Origin of the sequence: Aeromonas sp. 55A, assembly GCF_051919665.1 — a bacterium.
Classification (GTDB): Bacteria; Pseudomonadota; Gammaproteobacteria; order Enterobacterales; family Aeromonadaceae; genus Aeromonas; species Aeromonas veronii.
The window spans coordinates 3,938,616-3,961,802 of the sequence record NZ_JBQBEH010000008.1; the positions used below are offsets into that span (position 1 = coordinate 3,938,616).

19 protein-coding genes, 1 tRNA gene and 2 pseudogenes are annotated in these 23,187 nt (G+C 59.8%); 11 read left to right on the top strand and 11 right to left on the bottom strand.

Annotation, left to right across the window (positions count from 1 at the left end; genetic code table 11):
* Nucleotides 1–10: 10 nt before the first annotated feature.
* Nucleotides 11–550 (bottom strand): alpha/beta hydrolase YcfP, encoded by a 540-nt coding sequence (gene ycfP / locus ACTG2G_RS22065; RefSeq protein WP_005334000.1) that lies wholly within the window; start codon nt 548–550, stop codon nt 11–13.
* A gap of 505 nt (nt 551–1,055) precedes the next feature.
* Between ycfP and ACTG2G_RS22070 the strand changes: the two genes are divergently transcribed.
* Nucleotides 1,056–2,462 carry a nucleobase:cation symporter-2 family protein gene (locus tag ACTG2G_RS22070; protein WP_421336102.1) on the top strand — a complete coding sequence of 469 codons (1,407 nt, stop codon included), beginning with the start codon at nt 1,056–1,058 and terminating at the stop codon, nt 2,460–2,462.
* A 63-nt stretch (nt 2,463–2,525) separates the two neighbouring features.
* Here the strand turns inward: ACTG2G_RS22070 and ACTG2G_RS22075 are convergent, their stop codons facing one another.
* From ACTG2G_RS22075 to ACTG2G_RS22085, 3 genes and pseudogenes are all read right to left on the bottom strand, one after another.
* Nucleotides 2,526–4,322, bottom strand: coding sequence for a M3 family oligoendopeptidase (locus ACTG2G_RS22075; protein WP_439985853.1), 1,797 nt, complete (start codon nt 4,320–4,322; stop codon nt 2,526–2,528).
* Between the two features lie 122 nt (nt 4,323–4,444).
* A pseudogene (locus ACTG2G_RS22080) lies at nt 4,445–5,364 on the bottom strand (DUF808 domain-containing protein).
* A 1-nt stretch (nt 5,365) separates the two neighbouring features.
* On the bottom strand, nt 5,366–5,506 hold the full coding sequence (locus ACTG2G_RS22085; RefSeq protein WP_167572119.1) for a hypothetical protein: 141 nt from the start codon (nt 5,504–5,506) through the stop codon (nt 5,366–5,368).
* A gap of 252 nt (nt 5,507–5,758) precedes the next feature.
* Here ACTG2G_RS22085 and ACTG2G_RS22090 point away from each other — a divergent pair, with 252 nt between their 5' ends.
* Complete coding sequence (locus ACTG2G_RS22090) at nt 5,759–6,361, top strand: DUF924 family protein (RefSeq protein WP_128814757.1); 603 nt, start codon at nt 5,759–5,761, stop codon at nt 6,359–6,361.
* Nucleotides 6,362–6,428: 67 nt separating this feature from the next.
* Here the strand turns inward: ACTG2G_RS22090 and ACTG2G_RS22095 are convergent, their stop codons facing one another.
* The 6 genes and pseudogenes from ACTG2G_RS22095 to ACTG2G_RS22120 all read right to left on the bottom strand — a co-directional run bounded on the left by ACTG2G_RS22095 (nt 6,429) and on the right by ACTG2G_RS22120 (nt 12,817).
* A complete protein-coding gene (locus ACTG2G_RS22095; RefSeq protein WP_439985854.1) occupies nt 6,429–8,048 on the bottom strand; it encodes a methyl-accepting chemotaxis protein in 1,620 nt (539 codons plus the stop codon).
* A 104-nt stretch (nt 8,049–8,152) separates the two neighbouring features.
* Nucleotides 8,153–9,412, bottom strand: coding sequence for a dicarboxylate/amino acid:cation symporter (locus tag ACTG2G_RS22100; protein WP_005334018.1), 1,260 nt, complete (start codon nt 9,410–9,412; stop codon nt 8,153–8,155).
* A 204-nt stretch (nt 9,413–9,616) separates the two neighbouring features.
* Complete coding sequence (locus ACTG2G_RS22105) at nt 9,617–10,048, bottom strand: CC0125/CC1285 family lipoprotein (RefSeq protein WP_439985923.1); 432 nt, start codon at nt 10,046–10,048, stop codon at nt 9,617–9,619.
* Between the two features lie 182 nt (nt 10,049–10,230).
* Nucleotides 10,231–11,173: pseudogene (locus ACTG2G_RS22110) on the bottom strand (IS1595 family transposase).
* A 111-nt stretch (nt 11,174–11,284) separates the two neighbouring features.
* Nucleotides 11,285–11,361 (bottom strand) — tRNA-Pro (locus tag ACTG2G_RS22115).
* A gap of 112 nt (nt 11,362–11,473) precedes the next feature.
* Nucleotides 11,474–12,817: a dihydroorotase gene (locus tag ACTG2G_RS22120; protein ID WP_421173164.1), complete on the bottom strand. Its 1,344-nt coding sequence runs from the start codon at nt 12,815–12,817 to the stop codon at nt 11,474–11,476.
* A gap of 80 nt (nt 12,818–12,897) precedes the next feature.
* On the opposite strand from ACTG2G_RS22120, the gene ACTG2G_RS22125 reads away from it, so the two are divergent.
* Nucleotides 12,898–13,773, top strand: a complete 876-nt coding sequence (locus ACTG2G_RS22125; protein WP_167558073.1) for a 6-pyruvoyl trahydropterin synthase family protein — start codon at nt 12,898–12,900, stop codon at nt 13,771–13,773.
* A 69-nt stretch (nt 13,774–13,842) separates the two neighbouring features.
* Here the strand turns inward: ACTG2G_RS22125 and ACTG2G_RS22130 are convergent, their stop codons facing one another.
* Complete coding sequence (locus ACTG2G_RS22130; protein WP_216979043.1) at nt 13,843–15,855, bottom strand: methyl-accepting chemotaxis protein; 2,013 nt, start codon at nt 15,853–15,855, stop codon at nt 13,843–13,845.
* A gap of 249 nt (nt 15,856–16,104) precedes the next feature.
* On the opposite strand from ACTG2G_RS22130, the gene hinT reads away from it, so the two are divergent.
* The 8 genes from hinT to secD all read left to right on the top strand — a co-directional run bounded on the left by hinT (nt 16,105) and on the right by secD (nt 23,144).
* Complete coding sequence (gene hinT / locus ACTG2G_RS22135) at nt 16,105–16,455, top strand: purine nucleoside phosphoramidase (protein ID WP_266133813.1); 351 nt, start codon at nt 16,105–16,107, stop codon at nt 16,453–16,455.
* 29 nt (nt 16,456–16,484) lie between these two features.
* On the top strand, nt 16,485–17,879 hold the full coding sequence (locus ACTG2G_RS22140) for a COG3014 family protein (RefSeq protein WP_439985855.1): 1,395 nt from the start codon (nt 16,485–16,487) through the stop codon (nt 17,877–17,879).
* 82 nt (nt 17,880–17,961) lie between these two features.
* Nucleotides 17,962–18,360, top strand: coding sequence for a YcfL family protein (locus ACTG2G_RS22145; protein ID WP_005334038.1), 399 nt, complete (start codon nt 17,962–17,964; stop codon nt 18,358–18,360).
* Entirely contained in the window at nt 18,360–18,956 is a 597-nt protein-coding gene (gene lpoB, locus ACTG2G_RS22150; RefSeq protein WP_005302153.1) for a penicillin-binding protein activator LpoB, read from the top strand. The genes ACTG2G_RS22145 and lpoB overlap by 1 nt, the downstream gene beginning before the upstream one ends.
* Nucleotides 18,957–18,966: 10 nt before the next feature.
* Nucleotides 18,967–19,791 (top strand): phosphotransferase, encoded by an 825-nt coding sequence (locus ACTG2G_RS22155; protein WP_254204278.1) that lies wholly within the window; start codon nt 18,967–18,969, stop codon nt 19,789–19,791.
* 3 nt (nt 19,792–19,794) lie between these two features.
* Nucleotides 19,795–20,652, top strand: coding sequence for a DUF6279 family lipoprotein (locus ACTG2G_RS22160; protein WP_236354174.1), 858 nt, complete (start codon nt 19,795–19,797; stop codon nt 20,650–20,652).
* A gap of 96 nt (nt 20,653–20,748) precedes the next feature.
* Nucleotides 20,749–21,183: a hypothetical protein gene (locus ACTG2G_RS22165; RefSeq protein WP_421385998.1), complete on the top strand. Its 435-nt coding sequence runs from the start codon at nt 20,749–20,751 to the stop codon at nt 21,181–21,183.
* 158 nt (nt 21,184–21,341) lie between these two features.
* Nucleotides 21,342–23,144, top strand: a complete 1,803-nt coding sequence (secD, locus tag ACTG2G_RS22170) for a protein translocase subunit SecD (protein ID WP_421385999.1) — start codon at nt 21,342–21,344, stop codon at nt 23,142–23,144.
* Nucleotides 23,145–23,187 lie beyond the last annotated feature (43 nt).

Below are 23,187 nucleotides of genomic sequence, written 5' to 3' on the forward strand. Positions count from 1 at the left end.
ACGTGATGGATCAGGCTTCTTTGAAGGCCTTCATCCGCTGCAGATGATGCGAGATATTTTTGAACTTATGAGTCTCGCGCTCATCCCACACGATGTCGTAATAGTTCTTCAATTCACGTTCAGTGTCCCGATTATCGCGCACTTCATCCTGAACGGAAAGGATACACAGGCAGTTTCCTGAATTTTTCTTACGAAATTCAGTTACACACTTGGTACCGATATCGTCATATTCTTCCGGCCGGTCGATCTTGCCCTGCATGTTCTCTTCCGGATGGAGGTTGGGGTTGAAGATCACCTGGCGAATGCCGCACAGAAAGCCGATCCGCTCGCTCCAGTAGCCACCAAGACCCACGCCGCAGATCAGCGGTTTGGGATCGGTACTCATATCGAGCTGTTTTTTCACTTCCTTGAGCAGATGGCTCATATCATGACGGGGGTGAACCGTGCTGTAGTGCACGAAACGCACATCATCATCAATAAACTGCAACTGCAGCACTTTCTCGTGATTGCCTGGGCTGGTGGCATCAAAGCCATGCAGATAGATGATCATGGATAAGACCTCAGGATCTGTGTCGGTTTTATCGAAACTACCCCAGCGGCGGCCCCGTGCGCCACCAAAACATCCAACTTTCTTGCTTTGGATCACGCCCCCGCCCCCGATTGCGCCCTGCGGCCCGCGAGCGCCGTCACATGCAGAGGGGCGCCATGCGAGCAACCCTCTGGTGCCCGGCTATCAAAGTGAGATCGCCAGACCAATAATGATAAACCCCTTACCAATCTGAGATGCCCTCACCTCCTTCCCCAGCCAGCATCCGGACACTTATCTGGCCGGTATGTGACTCATCCCGCAAAAACAAGGCGTTATCGCCAAACGTTTTCTCTCGTGAGCGGCGTTGTGCATGTTTTGTGCACTGACCCGTGCTGCACCGGATCCCTCTCACTACTGCCGAGGGAGCTGGCACCTCTGTCAATACACGAGATCAATGACCGGGAAAGCTGCGGCTTTCACTATCTTGCCTGTAGCAGTTGCGCGGGCTTCAAGGAGTGATCTGTTGATGAACGAGACCAATCCCCAATCCCCCCGACCGGGTACGCGCAAGCGCCCGGTGGATGAAGTGGAGCGCATGCTCCCCATGGGCCAACTCTTTACCCTGGGCCTGCAACATGTGCTGGTGATGTACGCCGGCGCCGTGGCGGTGCCACTGGTGATTGGCGGCAGTCTGGGGCTGCCCAAGGAGCAGATCTCCTACCTTATCAGTTCGGATCTCTTCTGCTGCGGCATCGTCACCCTGCTGCAATGTGTCGGGATTGGCCGCTTTGCCGGGATCCGGCTGCCGGTCATCATGTCGGTCACCTTTGCCGCCGTGATGCCCATGCTGGCCATCGGAGCCAACCCGGATCTGGGGCTGACGGGCATCTTCGGCGCCACCATCGCCGCCGGTATCATCTCGACCCTGCTGGTGCCGCTGATAGGTCGGCTGATGCCACTCTTCCCCACCGTCGTGACCGGGGTGGTTATCACCTCCATCGGGATCAGCATTATGCAGGTGGGGATCGACTGGATGGCAGGGGGCAAGGGTAATCCGGAATATGGCAGCCTGCGCTATATCGGCACCAGCTTTCTGGTGCTCGTCTTTATCCTGCTGGTGACCCGCTTCACCAAGGGCTTTTTCAGCAATATCTCGGTGCTGCTCGGGATCATCTTCGGTTTCGTGGTGGCCATCGCCATGGGCGAAGTGAGCCTCGATGGCCTCGGCGAGGCAGCCTGGTTTGCCCCCATAGTGCCCTTCGCCTTCGGCTGGCCCACCTTCGATCCCATCTCCATCGCCACCCTGACGGTGATCATGCTCATCACCTTTATCGAGTCGATGGGGATGTTTCTGGCCCTTGGCGACATCGTCGGCCATCCGGCCAGGCGCGGTGATATCGTGCGCGGGCTGCGGGTGGATGGCATCGGCACCATTATTGGTGGGATATTCAACAGCTTCCCCCACACCTCCTTCTCCCAGAATATCGGTCTGGTGAGCGTGACCGGGGTATCGAGTCGCTGGGTCTGCGTGATGTCGGGGGGGATCCTGCTCGCCTTTGGCCTCATCCCCAAGATGTCGGTGCTGGTCGCCTCCATCCCGCCCTTCGTGCTGGGGGGCGCCGGTATCGTGATGTTCGGTATGGTGCTGGCCACCGGCATTCGCATCCTGGCGCGCACCGATTACAACAGCAACCGTCACAACCTCTATATCGTCGCCATCAGTCTCGGAATTGGCATGATCCCGACGGTCTCCGGGAATTTCTTCCAGCAGCTTCCGGCGCAACTACAACCGCTTTTTCATAGCGGTATCCTGCTGGCCACCATCAGTTCGGTGCTGCTCAACCTCTTCTTCAACGGCTATCAGCCGGATCTGAGTCACCAGACCCGTCCTCTGTTCGTTGGTCCCATCAAACCGCAGCAAGAGCAGGCATAACAAACAGGCCCCCGGACAGCGAGACTGTCCGGGGGCCTGTTGTTCATATCACCGCAGACCCAATCAGGCAGGCAACTGCGCGAAGCGCTCTACCGCCTGCGCTACTTGTGCCAGACTCCCCTGCCAGAAGGCGGCCTCACGGATATCCTGCCCCAGATGCTTGGCTACCAGCTCTTCGGCGCTCATCCGGCCGGTATCGCGCAGCAAGGCGCGATACGCCTCAGAGACACCCTCTTCCCCCGCCGCCTTGCGGCTCATCAACTGCTGATAGACCCCGAGGCTGAACAGATAACCGAACAGATAGGGATAGTTGTAAAAGCCCAGCCCGGCGATGGAGAAGTGCGCCTTGGCCGCCCAGAACATGGGGTGATAGCGGGTCAGGCTCCCCTCATACCAACGCCCCCACGCCTCGTCAGTCAACGCCTTGAGTCGCTCTGCCGACACATAACCCTGCGCCCGCTCGGCCACCAGCGCCCGCTCGAAATCGAAGCGGGCCGGAATATTGACCAGGAAGGTGGCTGCGCCATCGGCCTCCGCCCAGGCGATGGCCAACTGCTCTTCGGGACTTTCTGCCTGCTCGAACAGGGCGCTGCGCACCAGGGTTTCGGCTAAGATGGAGGCCGTTTCGGCCAGCGTCATGGGATAGCTGCGCTGACTCATCGGCAGATCGCGGATCACCCAGTTGTGCCAGGCGTGACCCAGCTCATGGGCCAGAGTGATGACGTTGTCCATGGTGCCGGCATAGGTGACGAAGACCCGCGGCTCGACCGGTTCGGCAAACTTGGTGCAGTAGGCGCCGGTGCGGCGATTTGGCGTGGGCGCCGCATCAATCCACCCCCTCTCGGCCATCATGCGGGCAAATGCCCCCATCTCGGGATCGAAACGGCTAAAGGCATCGGCAATCAACTCGATCGCCTCATCAAAAGGAATGTCGCGGCTGCTGGAAGCAGGCGGCGGCGCAAAGAGATCCTCCGGCCCCAGATCGTCGAGACCAAGGCGCTCGGCCATCAGCTCCAGCGCCCGCTGGCCCAACCCACGGGCTCGCCAGGTTTCGCTCATCAGGGCATCGAGGGTGGCACGCTCGATATGGCTCTGGTGGCAGGAGAGATCCAGCTCATCGAGCAAACGGGTGTTGCCACGCTGACGGGCCAGCTCCAGCCGCCAGCCGTTGATGGCATTGAGGATGGCGGCGACCGTCTCCTGCTCATCTTCCCAGCCAGCACTGATGGCATCAAACGCCTCAAGGCGCAATGCCCGCACCGGGCTGGAGAGCAGATTGCTCGCCTCGGCCAGCCCCATCTCGCGGCCATCAATGGTTAACCGGATCTTGCCCACCAGATCGTTGTAGAGGTTGCCCCAGGCGTGCAGGCCATCGGTGCCCAGACCGATCACCAGTTGCTCCGCCTCCACCGGCAGGCGCTGATCCTGCAAACGACGCTCGTGGCGCAGGCGGTACGCCTCCTCACCGAGCAGCGGATCCACCATCAGCGCGGCGAATTCCTCTTCCGGCAACGCCAGCATCAGATCTTCCACCGGCGCGAGCGTCTTGAACAGATCGGCATTAAGGGCGCGGGCACGGGACGCCAGCTGTTTGGCCTGCGGATCCCGCGCATCCTGACTGCCACGGCAGGCGGCCAGAATGGCGACGTTCCAGCCGATATGGCGAATATCACGGGCGCGCAGCCGCACTTCCCGCAAGAAATCCTGCAGCGCTGCGTCATCGCCGCGCCCCCCGTCCAGACCCGCCATATAGCTGGCCAGCTCTTCCAGCGCGTGGCGGGCGGCGCGCATGTCCGCTTCCAGCTCTGGGCTGTCGAGGCCCGGGTAGATATGGTCATTATTCCACTGTTGTTGATACATAACTTCTCGCAAAGGCCTTTCTCGGGAGGCGCAGCAGACCTGCGGGCAGCAAGTCCGACACCGGGCAGCCCGAAGGCCAAAAAATGAAGAGAGGAAAAAGAGAAAATGGCCCGCAAGCTCGCTTATCCCTTGGCCGGAGCAAGACGGCTCACCAGCGTCATCACGGCAACCAGCAGCAGGCCCGCCACCACACCGGCCACGGCGTTGAGCAGCGTCGGCGTCACCGCCGCCAGTACGGCCCTACTGTGGGCAGGGTGGCGACAACAGCGGCTGCCCCTTTAATCAGGTGATGAGCAAAAGGCCAGCCATGCACCAGAATGCCACCACCCACCATAAACATGGCAATGGTGCCGACCAGTGCCAGCAGGTGCATCAGACGAGGCGCCGTCACCAACAGTCCCTGCCCCACAGCGCGGCGCAAGGCGCTGCCATCGGGCTTTTGCAGCAGATGCAGACCGATGTCATCGAGCTTGACGATCAGCCCCACCAACCCGTAGACCCCAATGGTCATCAGCAGGGCGATGCCCGCCACTACCGAGAGCTGCAGCGCGAGGCTTGCTCCCTGTACCGTGCCAAGGGCGATGACGATGATCTCGGCAGAGAGAATAAAATCGGTGCGGATCGCTCCCTTCACCTTCTGCTGCTCAAACGCCACCAGATCATCGGGAATGGGGGCTGTGTGTGCCTCACCCTCACTCACTTCATGGGGCAGGAACTTGTGGGCCAGCTTCTCGGCCCCCTCAAAGCAGAGGTAGGCACCTCCCAGCATCAAGAGCGGCGTGATAAGCCAGGGCACCAGGGCACTGATGGCGATGGCGGCGGGCACCAGAATCAGCTTGTTGCGAAATGACCCCTTGGCCACCGCCCACACCACCGGCAGCTCCCGCTCGGCACGCACTCCGGAAACCTGCTCCGCGTTGAGGGCGAGATCGTCGCCCAACACCCCGGCGGTCTTCTTCGCCGCCATCTTGGTCATCAGCGCCACGTCATCAAGCACGCTGGCGATATCATCGAGCAGGGCCAACAAACTGGCTCCAGCCATATCAAAGATCCCTTATATCAGTGAGAAACGTCTTCCCGAAAAATGTCTCGCGCTTGTTCACCACGAACTTGGTCATCAGCGCCACATCATCAAGCACGCTGGCGATATCATCGAGCAGGGCCAACAAACTGGTTCCGGCCATATCAAAGATTCCTTATATCAGTGAGAACAGCCCCCGGGAGAGAGGTTTACGTCCCGATAACCACCTGGGTCAACAGGACCACCTCATGGCGATCGCAGGCCATCATCGGCCGAGCCAAGAATTCGGCGCTCGCCATCAGGGGGTTACGTCTTTCGGGCAAAAGATGGCACAGTGTAACGAGAAGCCGCCGTTTCGGCAGCACCCCTGAGCCATTTGTTCCTGGTTCCCTCTGAATCACCTCAAGGAGTTCCCATGCAACCCTGGCAACCTCTGCTCGATCTCTGGTTTGGCGACGAGGCCGATGACGTCCTGCGGGCCACACGGCAAGCCCCGCTCTGGTGGGGAAAAAGCAGCGAAACGGATGCCCTGCTGGCCAGCCGCTTTGGCGAGCTGGCAGAGGCCGCAGCCAAGGGCAGTCTCGCCCACTGGGCCGATCTCCCCAGCGGTAGGCTGGCGCTGATCCTGCTGCTCGACCAGCTGCCCCGCAATATCCATCGCGGCACGCCTGCGGCCTTTGCCCAGGATCCGCTGGCCAGGGATCTCTGCCTGAAAGGGCTATCCATCGGGGCGGATAAATCCCTCTCACCACTGGAGCGGGTCTTCTTCTATCTGCCGCTGGAACATGCTGAATCCCGCGAACAGCAGGCCAGAAGTGTGGCCCTGTTCGAGGCACTGGCTGCCGAGCAGGCTGGCACACCGGCGCAGGCGACCTTTGCCGGATTTGCCGACTTTGCCCGTCGTCATCAGGTGATCATCGAACGCTTTGGCCGCTTCCCCCACCGCAACGACATACTCGGTCGCACCAGCACACCGGAAGAGGCGGCATTTTTGCAGCAACCGGGCTCAGGCTTCTAAGCAGGCCATATAAAAAATTCCCGCCAGCTAGTTGGCGGGGATAGCGTATGGATAACAACCGTCGGCATTACTGAATGCGATAGCGGGATATCTGCTGGTGGATGCTCTCGGTGGTGACATTGAGCTCCTCGGCGGCGGCTGAGGTCTCTTCCGCTGTGCTGCTGGTCTGCTGCACGACCTGAGCAATCTGCTCCACCTGATGAGCGATCGACTCGGCGGCAGAGCTCTGCTCGCGGATGGCATTGGTGATCTCGCCCACCTGCTCCATCACCCGGTGCGACGCACTGCGGATCTCGGCAATAATGGCGCCACTTTCTGTCGCCATGGTGACCCCCTGGCTTACCTTCTCCTCCACCAGATGCATGCGGGAGACCGTATTGTTCGACTCCTGCTGGATCGCCTCTACGGTGGCGGAGATCTCCTGGGTGGATTGCGCCGTCCGCTCTGCCAGTTTGCGCACCTCATCCGCCACCACCGCAAAGCCACGGCCGGACTCCCCGGCCCTCGCCGCTTCAATGGCCGCGTTCAAGGCCAGCAAGTTGGTCTGCCCCGCCACATCACGGATCACGTTGACCACACCGCCAATGCGCGAAATGCCCTCACCCAGCGCAATGACCTCGGCCGAGGCCTGCCGAATGGAGTCGGCTATCTCGTTGATGGCATGAACGGTGCGCTCTATGGTCCGGCCTCCCTCGATCGCCAGTTGCCCCGACTCGTTGGTGATGCGGCTCGTCTCCTGAGTGCGCTGGGAGATATCTGTGATGCTGACCGTCATCTCTTCCACACCGGCGGCGATCAGACTGGTGGCATCATTGGCCTGATTAGCCGAGCTGGCCAGGTGCTGCGCTGCCTGAGAGAGGGATTCGGCAGTGCTCTTGATCTGCAAGCTGCCTACGGAAAATTCGGTAAATGTCTGTTGCAGCGTATCGAGCAGCCGGTTGACCGCATTGAGGGTCAGGCCAATCTCATCCTGCTGTTTAACATCTGCTCTCAGGGTAAAGTTGAGGTCACGCTGGATCCGGGTCAGGGTATCCATGGCGGTGCGAAGGGGATTGGCCACCTGATTGAACAACCAGACAAACAGCCCCATCGTCAGTACGGTGGCACCACCGGCGATAAACAACAGGGTTTGCAGGCTGTTGTCATAATTCTCCTGGCCCTGCTTCTTGAGCGCCAGTCCCAAATCCATATTGAAGTTGACGTGAAGCTCGATTGCCTTGGCAAACTGCTGGAACACTCTGGTGGCCTCTCCTGCCAACATGTCTCGCGCTTCATCGTTTTTGTTTTGTCTGGAGAGCTGCAGAACCTTGTCTATCTCCTGATAATATTGCGCTATAATGCGCTGATCATCGTCGGTCAGGCGGCGATCTTCGTCATTGGAGAGCATCTCGGCCTTATATTTGTCCAACAACGAATTAATCTGTTTGCGTTTATCGGCAATGTCCGTCTCTATCTGCTGCATCTTGTCATTGTCGGTGTTGAGGATATGGCTCTGCACCCGTGAGTGCAGCTCATAGAAGACCGCCTGCACTTCCTTAATCAGCGAAATACTGGGCACCGTATTGTCCGTCACATAGCTCAAATCACGGTTGCCTGCCCCAAGGCGATTGATACTGAACCAACTGAGAAAAATGAGCGTCAGCATCACCAACAGCGCTATCAGTTGCAGTCGACGAGCAATATTCATAACCGTACACTCCAGATGGAAACTATCTAGCAGTGTAGACGAGCCATAAACAACAACGGCCCGCATTGGCGGGCCGTTGTTGTTTATTTTTCATGGCGTTGTGATCAGGCTTTGGCTGGCTCACTCTCGCCCAGCGCGACGGTTTCACCCAGACTGTCTTCGGTCTTGGCCACCACGCTGGCGGCGATGGCGTTGCCCAGCACGTTGGTGGCTGAGCGGCCCATGTCGAGGAAGTGGTCGATCCCCAGCAGCAGCAGGATGCCCGCTTCCGGAATATGGAACTGGTTCAGGGTGGCGGCAATCACCACCAGAGAGGCGCGCGGTACCCCGGCCATCCCCTTGGAGGTGACCATCAGCAGCAGCAGCATGGTGATCTGCTGGGCCATGGAGAGCTCGATGCCATACGCCTGGGCAATGAACATCACCGCGAAGGTGCAGTACATCATGGAGCCGTCGAGGTTGAAGGAGTAACCCATCGGCAGCACGAAGCTGGCGATGCGCTTGTCACAGCCGAACTTCTCCAGACGATCTAGGGTCTTCGGATAGGCCGCTTCGGAGCTGGCGGTCGAGAAGGCGAGCAGGATGGGTTCGCGGATCATCGCCAGCAGTTTGATGACGCGACCACGCAGGAAGACGCTGCCCATGGCGATCAGCAGCAGCCAGAGGCAGGCCAGCGCGATATAGAACTGGGCCATAAAGCTGCCGTAGGTAACCAGAATACCCAGCCCCTCTTTGGCTACCATGGCGGCGATGGCACCAAACACCGCGAATGGCGCAAAGTTCATCACGTAGCCGGTCACTTTCAGCATGATCTCGGCAGCGCTGGCCATCAGCACCACTACCGGCTTGGCCAGATCGCCGAGCGCAGCGGCGGCCAGACCGAAGAAGAGGGAGAAGACCACGATCTGCAGGATCTCGTTGGTGGCCATTGCCTCTACCACGCTTTTGGGGATGGCGTGGGTCACGAAATCTTTCAGGGTAATGGCACCGGCAGCAATGCCCGAGCTGGCGGTGTCATTGGGCAGGGAGAGCGAAAGCCCCACACCCGGCTGCATCAGGGTAACCATCACCAGACCCAGGCTCAGGGACATCAGAGAAGCCAGCATAAACCAGCCGAGGGTCTTGGCACCGATACGCCCCACGGTGCGGGTGTCGCCCATCTTGGCGATACCGACCACCAGGGTGGTGAAGACCAGGGGAGCGATGATCATCTTGATCAGTCGCAGGAAGATATCGGTCAGGATCGTGATGTTATTGGCAAAATCCGCAGCCTGATCTGCGGCAAACATGCGATAGCCCTGGCCGGTGAGGATGCCAAACATCATGGAGATGAGGATGGCGACCGTCAGTTTATTCATTTTCATGGGGGAGTCCCGGTTTTGATTGGTGCAAGCCGTAAACGGTGGCATGGGAGCCACAACAGTCCGTTTTTGTGATCCGAGCCGTTGATTCCTGGCGGCTGGTATGCTGGGAGAATGCCTAAAAGCAGGGGGTAAATCTAGAGGGTTTTTCCAGAATTTTATGCTGCTATTAGGTGTATGTGATATAGATCTTGCAAAAAGCCAATATTAATCTCTGTTTATTTTTATTTCAGCGAGATATTTCGCGGAAAGACTTCGCTCATCAACCGCTTGTTGCAACAGCGTAAACGTGAGTAGCGCCGAGATGGTGTGCTGCACCTGCATCTGGGACATAAAGAGATCCGGTTCATCCTCGTCAAAGCCGAAGATCGGCCGTGATGGGGTCACCCTGACGGCATCGCGGTTAATGGTCAGCTCATCGACTTTGAGCCAGGAGTACCCCTCTGCCAGTGCCAGCTCCCCTGCCCGCTTGAGCACATATTTGCGGGCGGTCTCCCTGTCCACCAGATCGTTGCCGACAAACTCCAGCTGCCACTTGTCCGGGCCAAGCCGGGTCTGGGAAAAACCGGTCTGGCCGTTCCAGAATGACTTTTCACTCTCGTAAGGGGTGGCGCAGCCCACCAGCAGCAGGGTGAGCATCAGCAGACAACAGGGTTTAGATAGGGATGCAGACACGAGAGGCCTCGACAGGCAAATGAGCAACAGAGTTGTTACTACAACATAAAGCGCGGTGGCTGCACAATCTGCTCACGCCAACAGCGACCAGCGTGCACCACCACTGACTTCACGCCTCTAGGGCAAATAGCAGGCAAAAGAAAAGGCTATGTCCCAATTACGTGTTGCATGGGGCGCCCCAGGGCCTCATACAAACACACTTTGATATTTACGCCTTTTCCGTAACGCTCCAACATCCTGCGCCAACCCAGGTAGTTCTTCAGGTAGTGCGTCGCCACTCCATTAAATCGCTCCATCCACTCTTTCAACCGATGGTGATATCCGTTCACATGCTGGATGTGATACGCACCGACTACCCGTTCGCCTTGACGATTGCGCACCACCTGATGGGTTATAAGGCATACACCCCCCCCCATCGCTACACAGCACCGCATCCGGTGACACCAACGGCTTCAACACCGCGATGACCGTCTCGGCATCTATTTTCTCCAACTGGAAATCCGCATGGTGGCCTGCACGCTCTTGTACCACCATCACCGGGATGTAATCTGGCCCGGTTCCACGAGTTCGACCTTTACCACCGCGATGACGTGGTGGACGCGGCAGTCCCCGCTGCCCCTTGAACGATTCAAGGAAGAAGGTCTCATCAACCTCAACGATGCCCTCTTCCCGGGTGGCCTGATGGGTTGCCATCGCGCGCAAGAAGCGGTGACGCCAGAGGAACGCGGTGTTCTTGCTGACCCCACAGCGCCGCGCAGCCTGGCGGACAGTCAGTCCTTCGATGAGGGCTTGCGCGTAGTCTTCCCAGCACTGTGCTTTACGCAATCTGGCCAAGGGCGTCTTGGTCAGAACGGTGCTGGTGCGCAGACACAGTTTGCAACGGTAGCGGCGCAGTCCCCGACTCCATCCCCAAGGCGCCAGCTGGGTAACATCGGCCTGACAATGGGGGCAGCCACTGCATGCCGGTAACTGAGTATTGAGCGAGGTAATGGTGTGGGGTGCAGTGAGCTCCTGCTGAGCAACACGGCGCTGGCGCAGGGTTAACTGGGGAAAAAGGGACAACAGGTGTTGAAAGGCTGGGGTATCCATGATGGTAGACCTCAAGGTGATGGCCTACTTCAAGATTAGCCTTTCAACACGTAATTGGGACAGAGCCAAAGAAAAGGCCTTGTCGTTTGACAAGGCCTTTACCGGGGAATTTGGTCGGTGTGAGAGGATTCGAACCTCCGACCCTCTACACCCCATGCAGATGCGCTACCTGGCTGCGCTACACACCGACGGAGTCAGCTCGGCTGACGGGGGCAGAGTTTATGGAGATGACCCCGCCCTGTCAACAGGGAAACGCCGCCAATTCCTAAGCAACGGTGCGTTCGCCTGCTTTGCGAACAATCAGCGGTTAAAGGTCAGCCGCTTGCCCAGGAGCTGGTCAGTAACCTGCCCGTTTTGCCAGGCGATCTGGCCATTCACCAGCGTCATCTCCACCGTGCTGTGGAAGCGGTAGCCGTTGAAGGGCGACCAACCACAGTGGTAGAGGATGTTGTCATCGTTGACCACATAGGGCTTGCCCAGATCCAGCAACACCAGATCGGCGAAATACCCCTCGCGGATATAACCGCGATCCTGCACCTGGAAGCGCTCGGCTACCGCGTGGGAGGTCTTCTTGACGATAGTCTCCAGGGTAAACACGCCGTTGTGGTAGAGCTCCAGCAGCGCCTGCAAAGAGTGCTGCACCAGCGGTACGCCGGACGGTGCCTTGAAGTAGCTGTTCTGCTTCTCTTCCCAGGTGTGGGGCGCGTGGTCGGTGGCGATGATGTCGAGCACGTCGTTGCGTACCGCATCCAGCAGTGCCTGCTGGTCGGCGGCACTCTTCACCGCAGGGTTGCACTTGATCAGGCTGCCCTGGGTCTCGTAATCGGCTTCATTGAAGAAGAGGTGGTGAACGCACACCTCGGCGGTGATGTTCTTGTCCTTCAGCTCGCTCAGGTCGTGGCTGGCGGTAAACAGCGACAGCTCCTTGGCCGAGGTCAGATGCAGCACATGCAGCTTGGCACCGTACTGCTTGGCCAACGCCACCGCCATGCTGGAGGATTTGTAGCACGCCTCGTCACTGCGAATGCGGCCGTGCTCGCCCATCGGCACATTCTCGCCCCACTTGGCTCGCGCCGCCTCTTCGGCCTTGGCGATGGTCGGGGTGTCTTCGCAGTGGGTGACGATCATCACCGGACTTTCGCGGAAGATGGCCGCCAGGGTCTCCTGATTGTCCACCAGCATGTTGCCGGTCGAAGAGCCCATAAACACCTTGACCCCGCAGGACTGCTTGGGGTCGAGACGCTTGATCTCTTCGAGGTTGTCGTTGGTGGCGCCGAGATAGAAGCTGTAGTTGGCGACGGAGGAGTTGGCGGCGATCTGGTATTTGGCTTCGAGGGCGTCGAGGGTGGTGGTCTGGGGATTGACGTTGGGCATTTCCATGAAACTGGTGGTGCCACCGGCGACGGCGGCACGGGATTCGCTGGCAATAGTCCCCTTGTGGGTCAATCCCGGCTCCCGGAAGTGGACCTGATCATCGATCATTCCGGGGATGAGATGACGACCTGCGGCATCGATAACCAGCGCATCGGGCGCCTCGATATCCGGGGCAATGCGGGCAATCCGTTCCCCCTCGATCAACACATCGGAGGCATAGATGCGGCCTTCGTTGACCAGGGTGGCATTTTTGATAAGCAGTTTGTTCATGGGGGGTTCCAGTTCCTTTGCCGATAATCGCGGGTCATAATAGCGCAAAACTGCCCTTTCTCTGTAGCAAGGCCTGACTGATGAAGTTATTTGTAAGAGATTTGACCGTGATCGACTCCAGCTACCTGTGCGAACGCCGCGGCATGGTGGGCGAGAGCTGGCTGGTAGATATCGAAATGAGCGGTGAGCTGAACGAAATGAGCATGCTGCTGGACTTTGGCCGGGTAAAGAAGCTGATCAAGTCGATCATCGATGAAGAGGTGGACCACAAGCTGCTGGTGCCGACAGAGTGCCCGCTGATCCACGTCGAGACACTGGATGGCGACGAAAGCACAGTGGATCTGCTGCGCCAGGGGCGCTCCATCCATCTGCGCTGCCCATCCCAGGGCTTCGCCTTTATCCCGGCACCGCAAGTTGATAAAGAGTCGGTGACCCGCTACCTGCTGGCGGTACTGGCCAAACGGCTGCCGGGCAATATCAAGGATCTCTCCCTGACCCTGCGTCAGGAGGCGATCACCGGTGCCTTCTACCACTACAGCCACGGCCTGAAAAAGCACGATGGCAACTGCCAGCGCATCGCCCACGGCCACCGCTCCCCCATCGAGATCCACGTCGATGGTGAGCGCGACCAGGAGCTTGAGTTCAACTGGGCCGAACGCTGGGGCGATATCTACCTCGGCACCGAAGAGGACAAGGTGGCACTGACCGAGCTCACCTTGAGCCCCCGCGCCAATGCCCAGCTTGGCGAGCATCACACCGGCTTCAAATATATGGCGCCCCAGGGGCTGTTCCAGCTGGCCATCCCCACCGCCGAGGTAGAGATGATCGACACCGACACCACGGTCGAGCTGCTGGCCTGCTACATCGCCCGCGAAGTGAAGAAGATGGTGGGCGACAAGTTCGTCAAGATTGTCGCTTATGAAGGGGTCGGCAAGGGCGCCATCGCCTACGCGTAATTCCTGCGTTGACTACCGCAATAACAAGGCCCCGCATCTGCGGGGCCTTGTTGTTTCAACTCTCGACCATCAGGCGCTGAGGCGGAAGCGCTTGACCAGGCTCTCCTGCTGCTCGGCAAGGGAGTCCAGCTGCTGGCTGGTCTCGGCTACCCGCTCAATCCCCTGATAGTTGAGATCCGAGATATCGGAGATGCGGTTGAGGTTGGTGGCAATGTCGGCGCTGGTGGCCTGCTGCTGCTCAGCGGCAGAGGCGATCTGGCTCGACATGTCGCTGATCAGCACCACAATCCCCTGCACCTCCTCCATGGCGTTGTTGGCGTGGGAGCTCTGTTCGACGCAACTGTCCATCTCGCGGGAGCACTCCTGCATCACGGTTACCGCCTTGGCGACCCCCTGCTGCAGGTTCTCGATCATGGTCTGGATCTCGCTTGTGGACTGGGCGGTGCGGCCCGCCAGACTGCGCACCTCATCCGCCACCACCGCAAATCCGCGCCCCTGCTCGCCGGCCCGCGCCGCCTCAATGGCCGCGTTGAGAGCCAACAGGTTGGTCTGCTCGGCAATGCCGCGAATGACATCGAGGATGTTGCCTATCTGGCTGCTCATGGCGCTCACATCACCAATCACCTTGCCGGTCTGTTGCAGCTTGCCCGCCAGCTGATGGGTGGTGGTGATATTGCCCGCCATCACCTTGCGTCCCATCTCGGAGGCCTTCTCCACATCCATCACTCGCTCCAGAGTCTGGTTGGCGGCCTGCGCCACTTCCCGCACCGATGCCTCCATCTGGGTCATGGCGGCGGCGACCGAGGCGGTCTCCTGCCGCTGTTTCTCCAGATCCGCCCGCACCGATTCGGTGGTGCGACGGTTGCCGTGGGCGGCATCGTTAAGCTGGGCAGACGCTTGTGAAAGCTGTGCCAGCACCTCCCCCATCTGGGCAATCAGCAGGTTGATCTGGCTGCCCAGCTGACCAAATTCATTCTTGCTCTGAAAACCGATGCGCTGGGTCATGTCGCCCTGGGTTACTTCGGTCAGCACCCGCAGCAACTCCCTGAGCGGACGGCGAATGGCCTTGCCCAGGGTATAAGCCACCAGCATGGCAATCAGGATGGCGACCGCTATGCTGGCTCCCTGAGTCAGGGTGCTCTGGCTCTGTGCGGCTTTGGCATGCTGAATGCTCTGGTTCATCAGTTGCTGGCTCTGATCGGTGATCCGCTCAAGCCGATCCTGAATTGCCACGATGAGCGCACTCGCCTGCTTGCTCTTCTCCCGCATCTGCTCCTGCTGTTGCATCAGCGCCAGATACTGGGCCAGGACACCTTCATTACCGGTCGTATCGCGCACGAAACCGTGGACGTAGTGACCCATGTTGTTGTCGAAATCCTTGAGCTCACCCTGCAGATCCTTGATGGTGCTGTTGAACCCCTCGATCTGCATCCTGTTGCGCTTGAGCGCAGCTTCAATGGGGGCCGGAATGCTCTGGTTGAGGGCATCCATGGTGGAGAGTTCGATAGCGGAAAGCTTGGTGGTCAGGGTCTCGGAGAGCATCTTGATGAAGCTGTCGTCGATGGTGATCATCATGTCCCCCAGACTCTTCTTGAACTGGGGCAAGCTGACCTGAAACTGCCCCTTGGCCAGATTGACCTTGTGCAATCGGGTGAGCAGCGCCTCGTGTTCGCCCGGCAGGGTATCGGTCAGTTGCAGGTAGCTGTCGACCTGCTGGCTCAGAGTGCCCATCTCCCCTTGCAGTTCGGGGTGGTGGGCGACCTGCTGGCGCAAGGCATCGAGGCTCTTGCCCACCGCGGCCTTGGCCTGTTTCAGTTCGGCCACTTCGGCAGGCAGCAGTTTGGGGTCCTGCTCGGTGAGCACATCCCCCAGCCACTTGTTGGCACTAAGCAGGGTGATCTGGGTCTGGCTGCTGGCAATCACCAGCGGCATAGACTGCCGGGTCACCTGTTCCAGCGCTCCCCCCAGGGTATTCTGACTACGAAATGTGAGTAGTGAACTGGCCACCATCACGGCCACCAGGATCGCGAAGCCAAGGTAGACTCGCTGCAAGATGGAGAGATCCGACATTGTTTGTTTCATTATTGTCCCGCTGTATATGCAAAAGTCCCTTGCCTGAGTACCCCGTCCTTTTGATACCCTGCAGACCCCTGAACAGGCGCTGCAGATGACGTCCCTCTGGCTATCGGTATTCTTAACAATAACTGAAGGGAATGGGACATCAGCTGTGTCAAATCTCGGCTTGTGTCACACTTGACGCGCTGCTCGCCTTCTTTCGGGAGCCGCTTGGGATGCAAGTTCAATTTTCTTTTTCATATAAGGGAGTTAGCCATGGCGCAAGAAACCATTTTCAGCAAAATCATCCGTAAAGAGATCCCTGCCGACATCCTTTATCAAGACGATCTGGTCACCGCATTCCGGGATATCCAGCCCAAGGCCAAGACCCATATCCTGATCATCCCGAATGTGCTGATCCCCACTGTCAATGACGTGGAAGCCGAACATGAACTGGCCCTTGGCCGGATGTTCACCGTGGCCCGCAAGCTGGCAAGCGATGCGGGCATCGCCGAAGATGGCTACCGCCTCATCATGAACTGCAACCGCCACGGTGGGCAGGAGGTCTACCACATCCACCTGCATCTGGTCGGCGGCGAGCCGTTGGGCCCCCTGCTCAGCCTGTGATACTCCCGAGCATTCGACTGGCCGGCCTGATGCTGGCCAGTTTCCTGCTGGGAGGCTGCGCCTCCCACTGGCAGGATATGTTTGTCTCCTACTCCGACCAGATGGTGCCCTTGCGCAACCAGCTGCTGCTGGGCCATGCCGCCGAGGCGCTGCCCGAAGTGCGCGACTCCACCCTCGGCGATGACACCTTTGTCCTCGATCGCCTTGAACAGGGGCGTATCGCCTGGCTGGCGGGGCAAGATGCGGACAGCAAGCAGGCGTTCACCGCCGCCGACAGCCGCCTTCAGTGGGAAGACAATCAGGCCGAATACCGGCTCAGTCACGGGCTCGATCAGGTGGGCAGCCTGCTTACCAACGACCAGTCGATGGCCTATCTCACCCCCGATTACGAACGCACCATGCTGCACCACTATCTGGCCCTCAACTACCTGCAACGGGGAGATGCCGATGGCGCCTTGGTGGAGGTACGCCGGGCCAATCAGGTGCAGGAGCAGGCCCTGAAACGGCGAGCCGATGAGGTACGCAAAGCGAAGGATGAGAGCGAAGAGGCCGAAGCAGAAGGCGAGATGCGCCAGCTGATGTCGCGCGGCGCACCGGATCTCGACCGGTTGATCGGCAAGGTCAAGAACGGTTTTCAGAACGCCTACACCTTCTACTTTTCCGCCGTGCTCTATGAGGCGGCCGGGGATCTCAACGATGCCTGGGTCGACTATCAGCGCGGCTACCAGATAGCGCCAGACAACCGCAGCCTGCAAGATGCCTTGTTGCGTCTGGCGCGGCTGCGTGGCTCACCGGACGAGATCCGCGAGACCGAGAAAAAGATAGGCCGCAAAGCGCCGCCGCTTGCAAAAGATCAAGGCCAACTGGTGGTGCTGTTTGAAGATGGTTTGATCCCGGCACGGCGAGAACTGTTCCTGCCGCTCCCCATTTCCACCTCCCGCGGCGATTTTCGCACCTTTACCGTCGCCATCCCCTATTACGATAATCGGGCCAGCGACACCGGCCCGCTGACGGTGGAAGTCGGCAAGCGGGCCTGGCAGACCAGCGAGCTGGTCAGGCTGGAAGCGCTGGCCGCCAAAGATCTGCAAGAGCGGCTGCCCGGCATGCTGACCCGCCAGGCGCTGCGACTGGTGGCCAAGGAGCAGATGCGCCGCACCGCCGCCAAAGAGGGAGGGGATGTGGGCAATATTCTGGTGGGGATCTTCAACACCCTCTCCGAGCGGGCCGATACCCGCAGCTGGCTGACGCTGCCAGCTCAGGCATCGAGCTGGCAGGGAATGGTGCCAGCAAGTGACATCAACCTCACCCTGAGCGCGGGGGCGGCGCAGCGGCAATTGCCGCTCACCATCCACAAGGGACGCACCACCCTGGTCTGGGTACAGCGCCTCGGCGCCGGCCTGACCACCCGGGTGATGCCGCTCTGAGCAAGCGGCAAAGAGAGATGAGCAAGACGATTAACCGGGCAGCCCCAGTGCAACCCCACTCACTCCAATTAAGGAGAGCAAGATGAAAGCATACGGGTTGGCCCTCGGGCTCGCGCTGCTGCTGACCGGCTGCGCCACCAACACCTCCGGCGTGGCGCTCTATGGCCCGGCGGGCGGTGCACCCACGCTGGAGCAGCATCAAAACGTCAACGTTACCCTGACCGAGCTGAGCCGCCGCCAGCAAAATGGCCTGCTGCAGGTCAATGTGGCCGCCGCCAGCACCCAGCGCGGCGATAACAAGCTGCAATATATCTTCTATTGGTATGATGAGGCTGGTCAGGAGGTCGCCAGCGATGGCCGCGGCTGGACCCCCATCAAGCTGCATGGCTATCAGACCCGCACCCTCTCGGCCCTGGCGCCCAGCCCGGCGGCGCAGGGTTACCGGATTTACGTACGCGAAGTGATTGAGGAATCCTACTGATGAAAATGAATCATGCCCTGCTGATCCTGACCGGCGCGCTGCTGCTGGGCGGCTGCTCCAGCACCACCGTCAGCTATGGCGATCCCACTGAAACCGAAACCGTCACCGTCGATTACGGCTCAAGCGATCTGCAGGCCATCGCCGACAAGATGGCGGACTCCATGCTCGCCTCCCCTGCCACCAGCGAGATCACCGCAGGCGGTCGTCCGGTGATGTTTATGGACTCCATCCGCAACAAGACCTCCGAGCACATCGATACCGAAGCCATCACCGATACCATCCGCACCAAGCTGCTGCGGGCCGGCAAGTTCCGCTTCGTCGACATGAGCAAGGTGGCCGCCGTCAAGCAGCAGCTCGAATACCAGCAGAGCAGCGGCATGGTGGATCCTGCCTCCATGGTGCGGCTTGGCAAACAGACCGGTGCCCGCTACATGGTCTATGGCAACCTCGCCAGCATCGTCAAGGACAATGGCAAGGTGAAGGATGTCTACTACCAGATGACCATGAACCTGATGGATCTGCAAAACGGCGAACTGCTGTGGGCCGATCAGAAAGAGATCCGCAAACAGGCGAAGAAATCCACCTTTGGCTGGTAACAGGCTCCCGGTGACAGGCAACTGTGATCCGCTACTGGCCAGCCTGCCCGCCCCCTGGCGGGAGGGGCAGCTGGAACCACTCGGGTTAGGCCTGACCAACTGCAACTATCGACTGCGCCTCCCCTCGGGGCGCAGTTACTTTTTGCGTCAGGGCCACTCCGACCCGGTGCGCCTTGGTATCGACCGTCCCACCGAGTGGCAGCTTTATCAGGGGGCGATAGCCGAAGGACTAGCGCTGCCTTGCCACTATGGCGATCCCGCCAGCGGTCTGATGCTGCTCGAATGGTGCGATGAGCCAAACTGGGTGCACGCGGCGCCACCGGCAGTCGATCAGCCCCGTCTGCTAGCTGAGGTGCTGCGCAAGCTCCATCGCCTGCCGCTACCTGCGGTGGTGATGGCGGTGCGAGCCCACGCGGCGGGCTATCGCGCCCGACTGGCACACATCCCCTCCTGGCTGCCCGCTCTGGAGCGGAGCTTGCTCGTCAGCAGTGAGCCAAATGATTGCTGGCGCCCTTGCCACCATGATCTCAATCCGGCTAACTTGTTGGGAAGCAAACCCTGGGTCATCGACTGGGAGTATGGCGCGGCAGGTCACCCCGGCTTTGAGCTCGCCAGCATCCAGCGCACCCATGAGTGGCCCGCCGAGCGGCGCGACGAGCTGGAAGCGCACTATCTGCAGGCCGTGCCGCGCCACCAGTGGCCCGATTTTCAGAGCGAGGCATTTTTACCCTGGGTCGACTATATCGGCCTGCTCTGGGCCCTGCTGATGGCAGAGCAACAGCCCTCACTCGACTATGACACCCTGATCGCCATCAACCGGCAACGACTGGAGTAACAGATGATAAACAAGGTGCGCTGGCACAAGCCGAAAACCTGGGGTCTGCTGCTGATCGGCCTGCTGCTGACCGGCTGCTCCACCCGAGTGATCTACTACTGGCTCGATACCGCCATCATCTGGCAGCTGGATGACTACTTTGCCCTCTCCTATTCGCAGAAGGATCTGCTCAGCCGTGAAGTGAAGGGGCTGATGGCCTGGCATCGCCAGCACGAGCTGCCGCGCTACGCCAAGGATCTCGACGCGCTGGCCAAGGCAGTGGCCAGCCCCATGACGCCGGAGCAGATCTCGACCAATCTCGATGCGGTGCAGCAGAGCCTGACCCGCACGCTGGAAAACACTATCCCCCGCGCGGTCAGGCTGGCGCGCACCCTGACCGACGAGCAGGTGGCCCGCTTCATGACCGATCGGGTCAAGCGGCAACAGGAGCGGCAAAAGGACTTTGCCACTGAGCCCAGAGAGCAGATGCTGGCAGAGTTTCGCGACAAGATGAACAAGCGGCTCGAGTTCTGGATTGGCGAGGTGAAACCGGCACAGGCGCCACTGGTGGCCCAGTGGGCCGAATGGCAATACGAGCTGATGCCCCCCTGGCTCGAGTTTCAGGAGTCCTGGACCCAGGAGCTGGACAGGCTGATGAAGCAGCGCCAGAGTCCCGACTTTACCCGCGAGCTGACCAACCTGCTGGCCGAGGGGGATGGGCTGATGGATGGCCGCTTTACCGGCTATACCGAACAGTCGCGCCAGCGTACCGTCAACTGGCTGAGCGCCATGAGCCAGTCGCTGGATATCTCTCAGCGGGCCCATCTCTACTCCCTGCTTAAGGGTTATGCCCGCGACTTCAAGCAGATGAGCGGCAGCTGACAGCCAGCACCGAATGGTGCCATGTGCCCAGGGCAACCTTGTTCAAACCGGGCGCTTATGGTAGTTTGCCCTTCCTATTTATCGGGAATTAACTTTTTGCGCCTTATCGACAAAGTAAAACTGGTGCTGGTAACTCTGGTTATCGCCCTCACCCTGCTTTGTTCCATCGCCCGAATGGAAGGCCCGCTGCTGCCCGCATCTCCCCACAGTGAACAGCAGCAGACTCAGGTGTTCAATCAGCTTAGCGACAGCGATGATGGCATCATTAAGTTTGTCGGCAGCCATCAGAATCACCTGCTGCGTCTCGAACAATCCCTGCGCAGTGACAACCAGCCCAAGAGTGTGGTCTACGAGCTGATCCAGAGCTGGTCGGCCCAGGCCATCCTGCTGTTGCTGCTCGGCTGGCTGATGCTGGCCCCCGAGCTCTATCACAAACTGAGTTTTCGCGATCGCTTCGGTGCGATCCATCGGCGCCATCTACAGCGCCAACATCTGCAGTACCGCTTCACCCAGAGCTATCTGAACGCCTGACCCCGGAGGGGCTGGCACATCCACTGTTTGCTCATCTCCTCTTCCTGACGGATCCGGCAACTGCCTGATCCGCATCTGATGCATCCCATTTTTTGCGCCTTGCCGAGCCTTGTTGCTATCGGCCTAGGCACCATTCTCCTGACAGAGGCTTGTTTGCCATGAGAAAGAGCAATCGCACCGTTCTCAACCGCATGAGCAAGTGGCAGTACGCACTGCTGCTGTTGATGCTGTTGACCTTTACCTTTTACTCCCTGCCCACCTTTTTTGGTGAGCAGCCCTCCCTCGGCCTGCACGGACAGCAGCGCCTGACCGCTCAACAGCAGATGTTGCTGAGTGACAAACACCTGACCCCTATCAAGGTGATCGAGCAACCTGAGCGGGTCGAGCTGGTCTTTGCCAGTCAGGGCGAGCAGCAGCGCGCCAAGCAGTTGCTGGAGCAGCAAGGGGTCGACAGTGCCGCCCTGACCCTGGAGTTTCACTCCAACGCACCGGCCTGGATCACCCGCCTCGGCGCCGACCCCATCAAGCTGGGGCTCGACCTGCGTGGTGGCTCCCAGCTGCTGATCGGGGTGGACGTGGACTTTGTCATCGACAATCAGACCAAGAATCTGGTCGATACCCTGCGCACCCGCTTCCGTGAAGCCAACCTGCGCGGTGCCAGCGTCACGCGCACGGCACAGGGCGCGGTAGCCGTCACCCTGCCGGAGGTGGCAGAACAGGAGCGCTGGCTCGCCATCATCAAGGAGAGTGCCGGTACCCGTCAGGATCAGTGGAAGCTGACCCGCTCCGGCAATGATCTGAAACTGGTGCTGAGCGATGCTGAGCGCACCCTGCTGGTCAACAACGCCGTGACCCAGAACCTGTCGATCCTGAAAAAACGGATCAACGAGCTCGGCATCGTCGAGGCCTCGGTGGTGCGTCAGGGGCAGGATGGTATCCGTATCGAACTGCCCGGGGTGCACAACCCCAAGCAGGCGAAAGAGGTGATCGGGGCCACCGCCTCGCTGGCCTTCTACGAGGCCAAAGCCGACAGCCACTTCTATATCGCCGATCGCAACGGTCAGGCCGTCGGCATGGCACGCAAGCCGGTACTCACCGGCGAGCACATCGTCGATGCCCGCGCCAACATGGGCGAAATGGGTCAACCCCAGGTCAATATCGTGCTCGACACCCTGGGTGGCAGCAAGATGAACCAGTTCAGCCGCCAGCATGTGGGCAAGCCGATGGCGACCGTCTTCACCGAGTACAAGACCAACGCTCAGGGAAAACTGCGCGCCCAGAGCGAGGTGATCAACGTCGCCACCATCCAGACCGCCCTTGGCAACCAGTTCCGCATCACCGGCATTGGCAGTCTCCCGGAAGCGCAAGAGCTGGCCATGCTGCTGCGCGCCGGCGCCCTCACCGCCCCTCTCAAGATCCTGGAAGAACGCAGTATTGGCCCGACGCTGGGGATGCAGAATATCGAGGCGGGCTTCACCGCGCTGGCCTTCGGCATGGCAGGCATGATGCTGTTCATGATGGCTTGGTACCGCAAATTCGGCTGGGTTGCCATCACGGCGCTGGTCGCCAACCTGTTGATGCAGGTCGGCATGCTGGCGGTGCTGCCGGGCGCCGTGCTGACCCTGCCGGGGATCGCCGGTCTGGTGCTGACGGTGGGCATGGCGGTGGATACCCATGTGCTGATCTTCGAGCGGATCAGGGACCGTCTGCGAGAAGGGGGCTCACTGGCCAACGCCATCGACTTTGGCTATCGCTCGGCCTTCCACACCATTTTCGATGCCAATATCACTACGCTCATCTGCGCCGTGGTGCTCTACTCCATCGGCTCCGGGCCGCTGCAGGGCTTCTCCATCACCCTCATTCTGGGGCTTATTTCCAGCATGATCACCGGGATCTGGGGGACGCGCGCCATCATCAACCCCCTCTGGGGACGCAGCAGCGAGCGCACGCTGAAGGTGTAACGGGACAGCAGTCCCTCTGATGAGCGGCTTTGACTGCGCCATC

What these genes read in the sequence shown, in the direction of transcription:
- ycfP (WP_005334000.1), bottom strand. Translation starts at nt 550, where the DNA reads ATGATCATCTATCTGCATGGCTTTGATGCCACCAGCCCAGGCAATCAC.
- ACTG2G_RS22070 (WP_421336102.1), top strand. Translation starts at nt 1,056, where the DNA reads ATGAACGAGACCAATCCCCAATCCCCCCGACCGGGTACGCGCAAGCGC.
- ACTG2G_RS22075 (WP_439985853.1), bottom strand. Translation starts at nt 4,322, where the DNA reads ATGTATCAACAACAGTGGAATAATGACCATATCTACCCGGGCCTCGAC.
- ACTG2G_RS22085 (WP_167572119.1), bottom strand. Translation starts at nt 5,506, where the DNA reads ATGGCCGGAACCAGTTTGTTGGCCCTGCTCGATGATATCGCCAGCGTG.
- ACTG2G_RS22090 (WP_128814757.1), top strand. Translation starts at nt 5,759, where the DNA reads ATGCAACCCTGGCAACCTCTGCTCGATCTCTGGTTTGGCGACGAGGCC.
- ACTG2G_RS22095 (WP_439985854.1), bottom strand. Translation starts at nt 8,048, where the DNA reads ATGAATATTGCTCGTCGACTGCAACTGATAGCGCTGTTGGTGATGCTG.
- ACTG2G_RS22100 (WP_005334018.1), bottom strand. Translation starts at nt 9,412, where the DNA reads ATGAAAATGAATAAACTGACGGTCGCCATCCTCATCTCCATGATGTTT.
- ACTG2G_RS22105 (WP_439985923.1), bottom strand. Translation starts at nt 10,048, where the DNA reads ATGCTCACCCTGCTGCTGGTGGGCTGCGCCACCCCTTACGAGAGTGAA.
- ACTG2G_RS22120 (WP_421173164.1), bottom strand. Translation starts at nt 12,817, where the DNA reads ATGAACAAACTGCTTATCAAAAATGCCACCCTGGTCAACGAAGGCCGC.
- ACTG2G_RS22125 (WP_167558073.1), top strand. Translation starts at nt 12,898, where the DNA reads ATGAAGTTATTTGTAAGAGATTTGACCGTGATCGACTCCAGCTACCTG.
- ACTG2G_RS22130 (WP_216979043.1), bottom strand. Translation starts at nt 15,855, where the DNA reads ATGAAACAAACAATGTCGGATCTCTCCATCTTGCAGCGAGTCTACCTT.
- hinT (WP_266133813.1), top strand. Translation starts at nt 16,105, where the DNA reads ATGGCGCAAGAAACCATTTTCAGCAAAATCATCCGTAAAGAGATCCCT.
- ACTG2G_RS22140 (WP_439985855.1), top strand. Translation starts at nt 16,485, where the DNA reads ATGCTGGCCAGTTTCCTGCTGGGAGGCTGCGCCTCCCACTGGCAGGAT.
- ACTG2G_RS22145 (WP_005334038.1), top strand. Translation starts at nt 17,962, where the DNA reads ATGAAAGCATACGGGTTGGCCCTCGGGCTCGCGCTGCTGCTGACCGGC.
- lpoB (WP_005302153.1), top strand. Translation starts at nt 18,360, where the DNA reads ATGAAAATGAATCATGCCCTGCTGATCCTGACCGGCGCGCTGCTGCTG.
- ACTG2G_RS22160 (WP_236354174.1), top strand. Translation starts at nt 19,795, where the DNA reads ATGATAAACAAGGTGCGCTGGCACAAGCCGAAAACCTGGGGTCTGCTG.
- secD (WP_421385999.1), top strand. Translation starts at nt 21,342, where the DNA reads ATGAGAAAGAGCAATCGCACCGTTCTCAACCGCATGAGCAAGTGGCAG.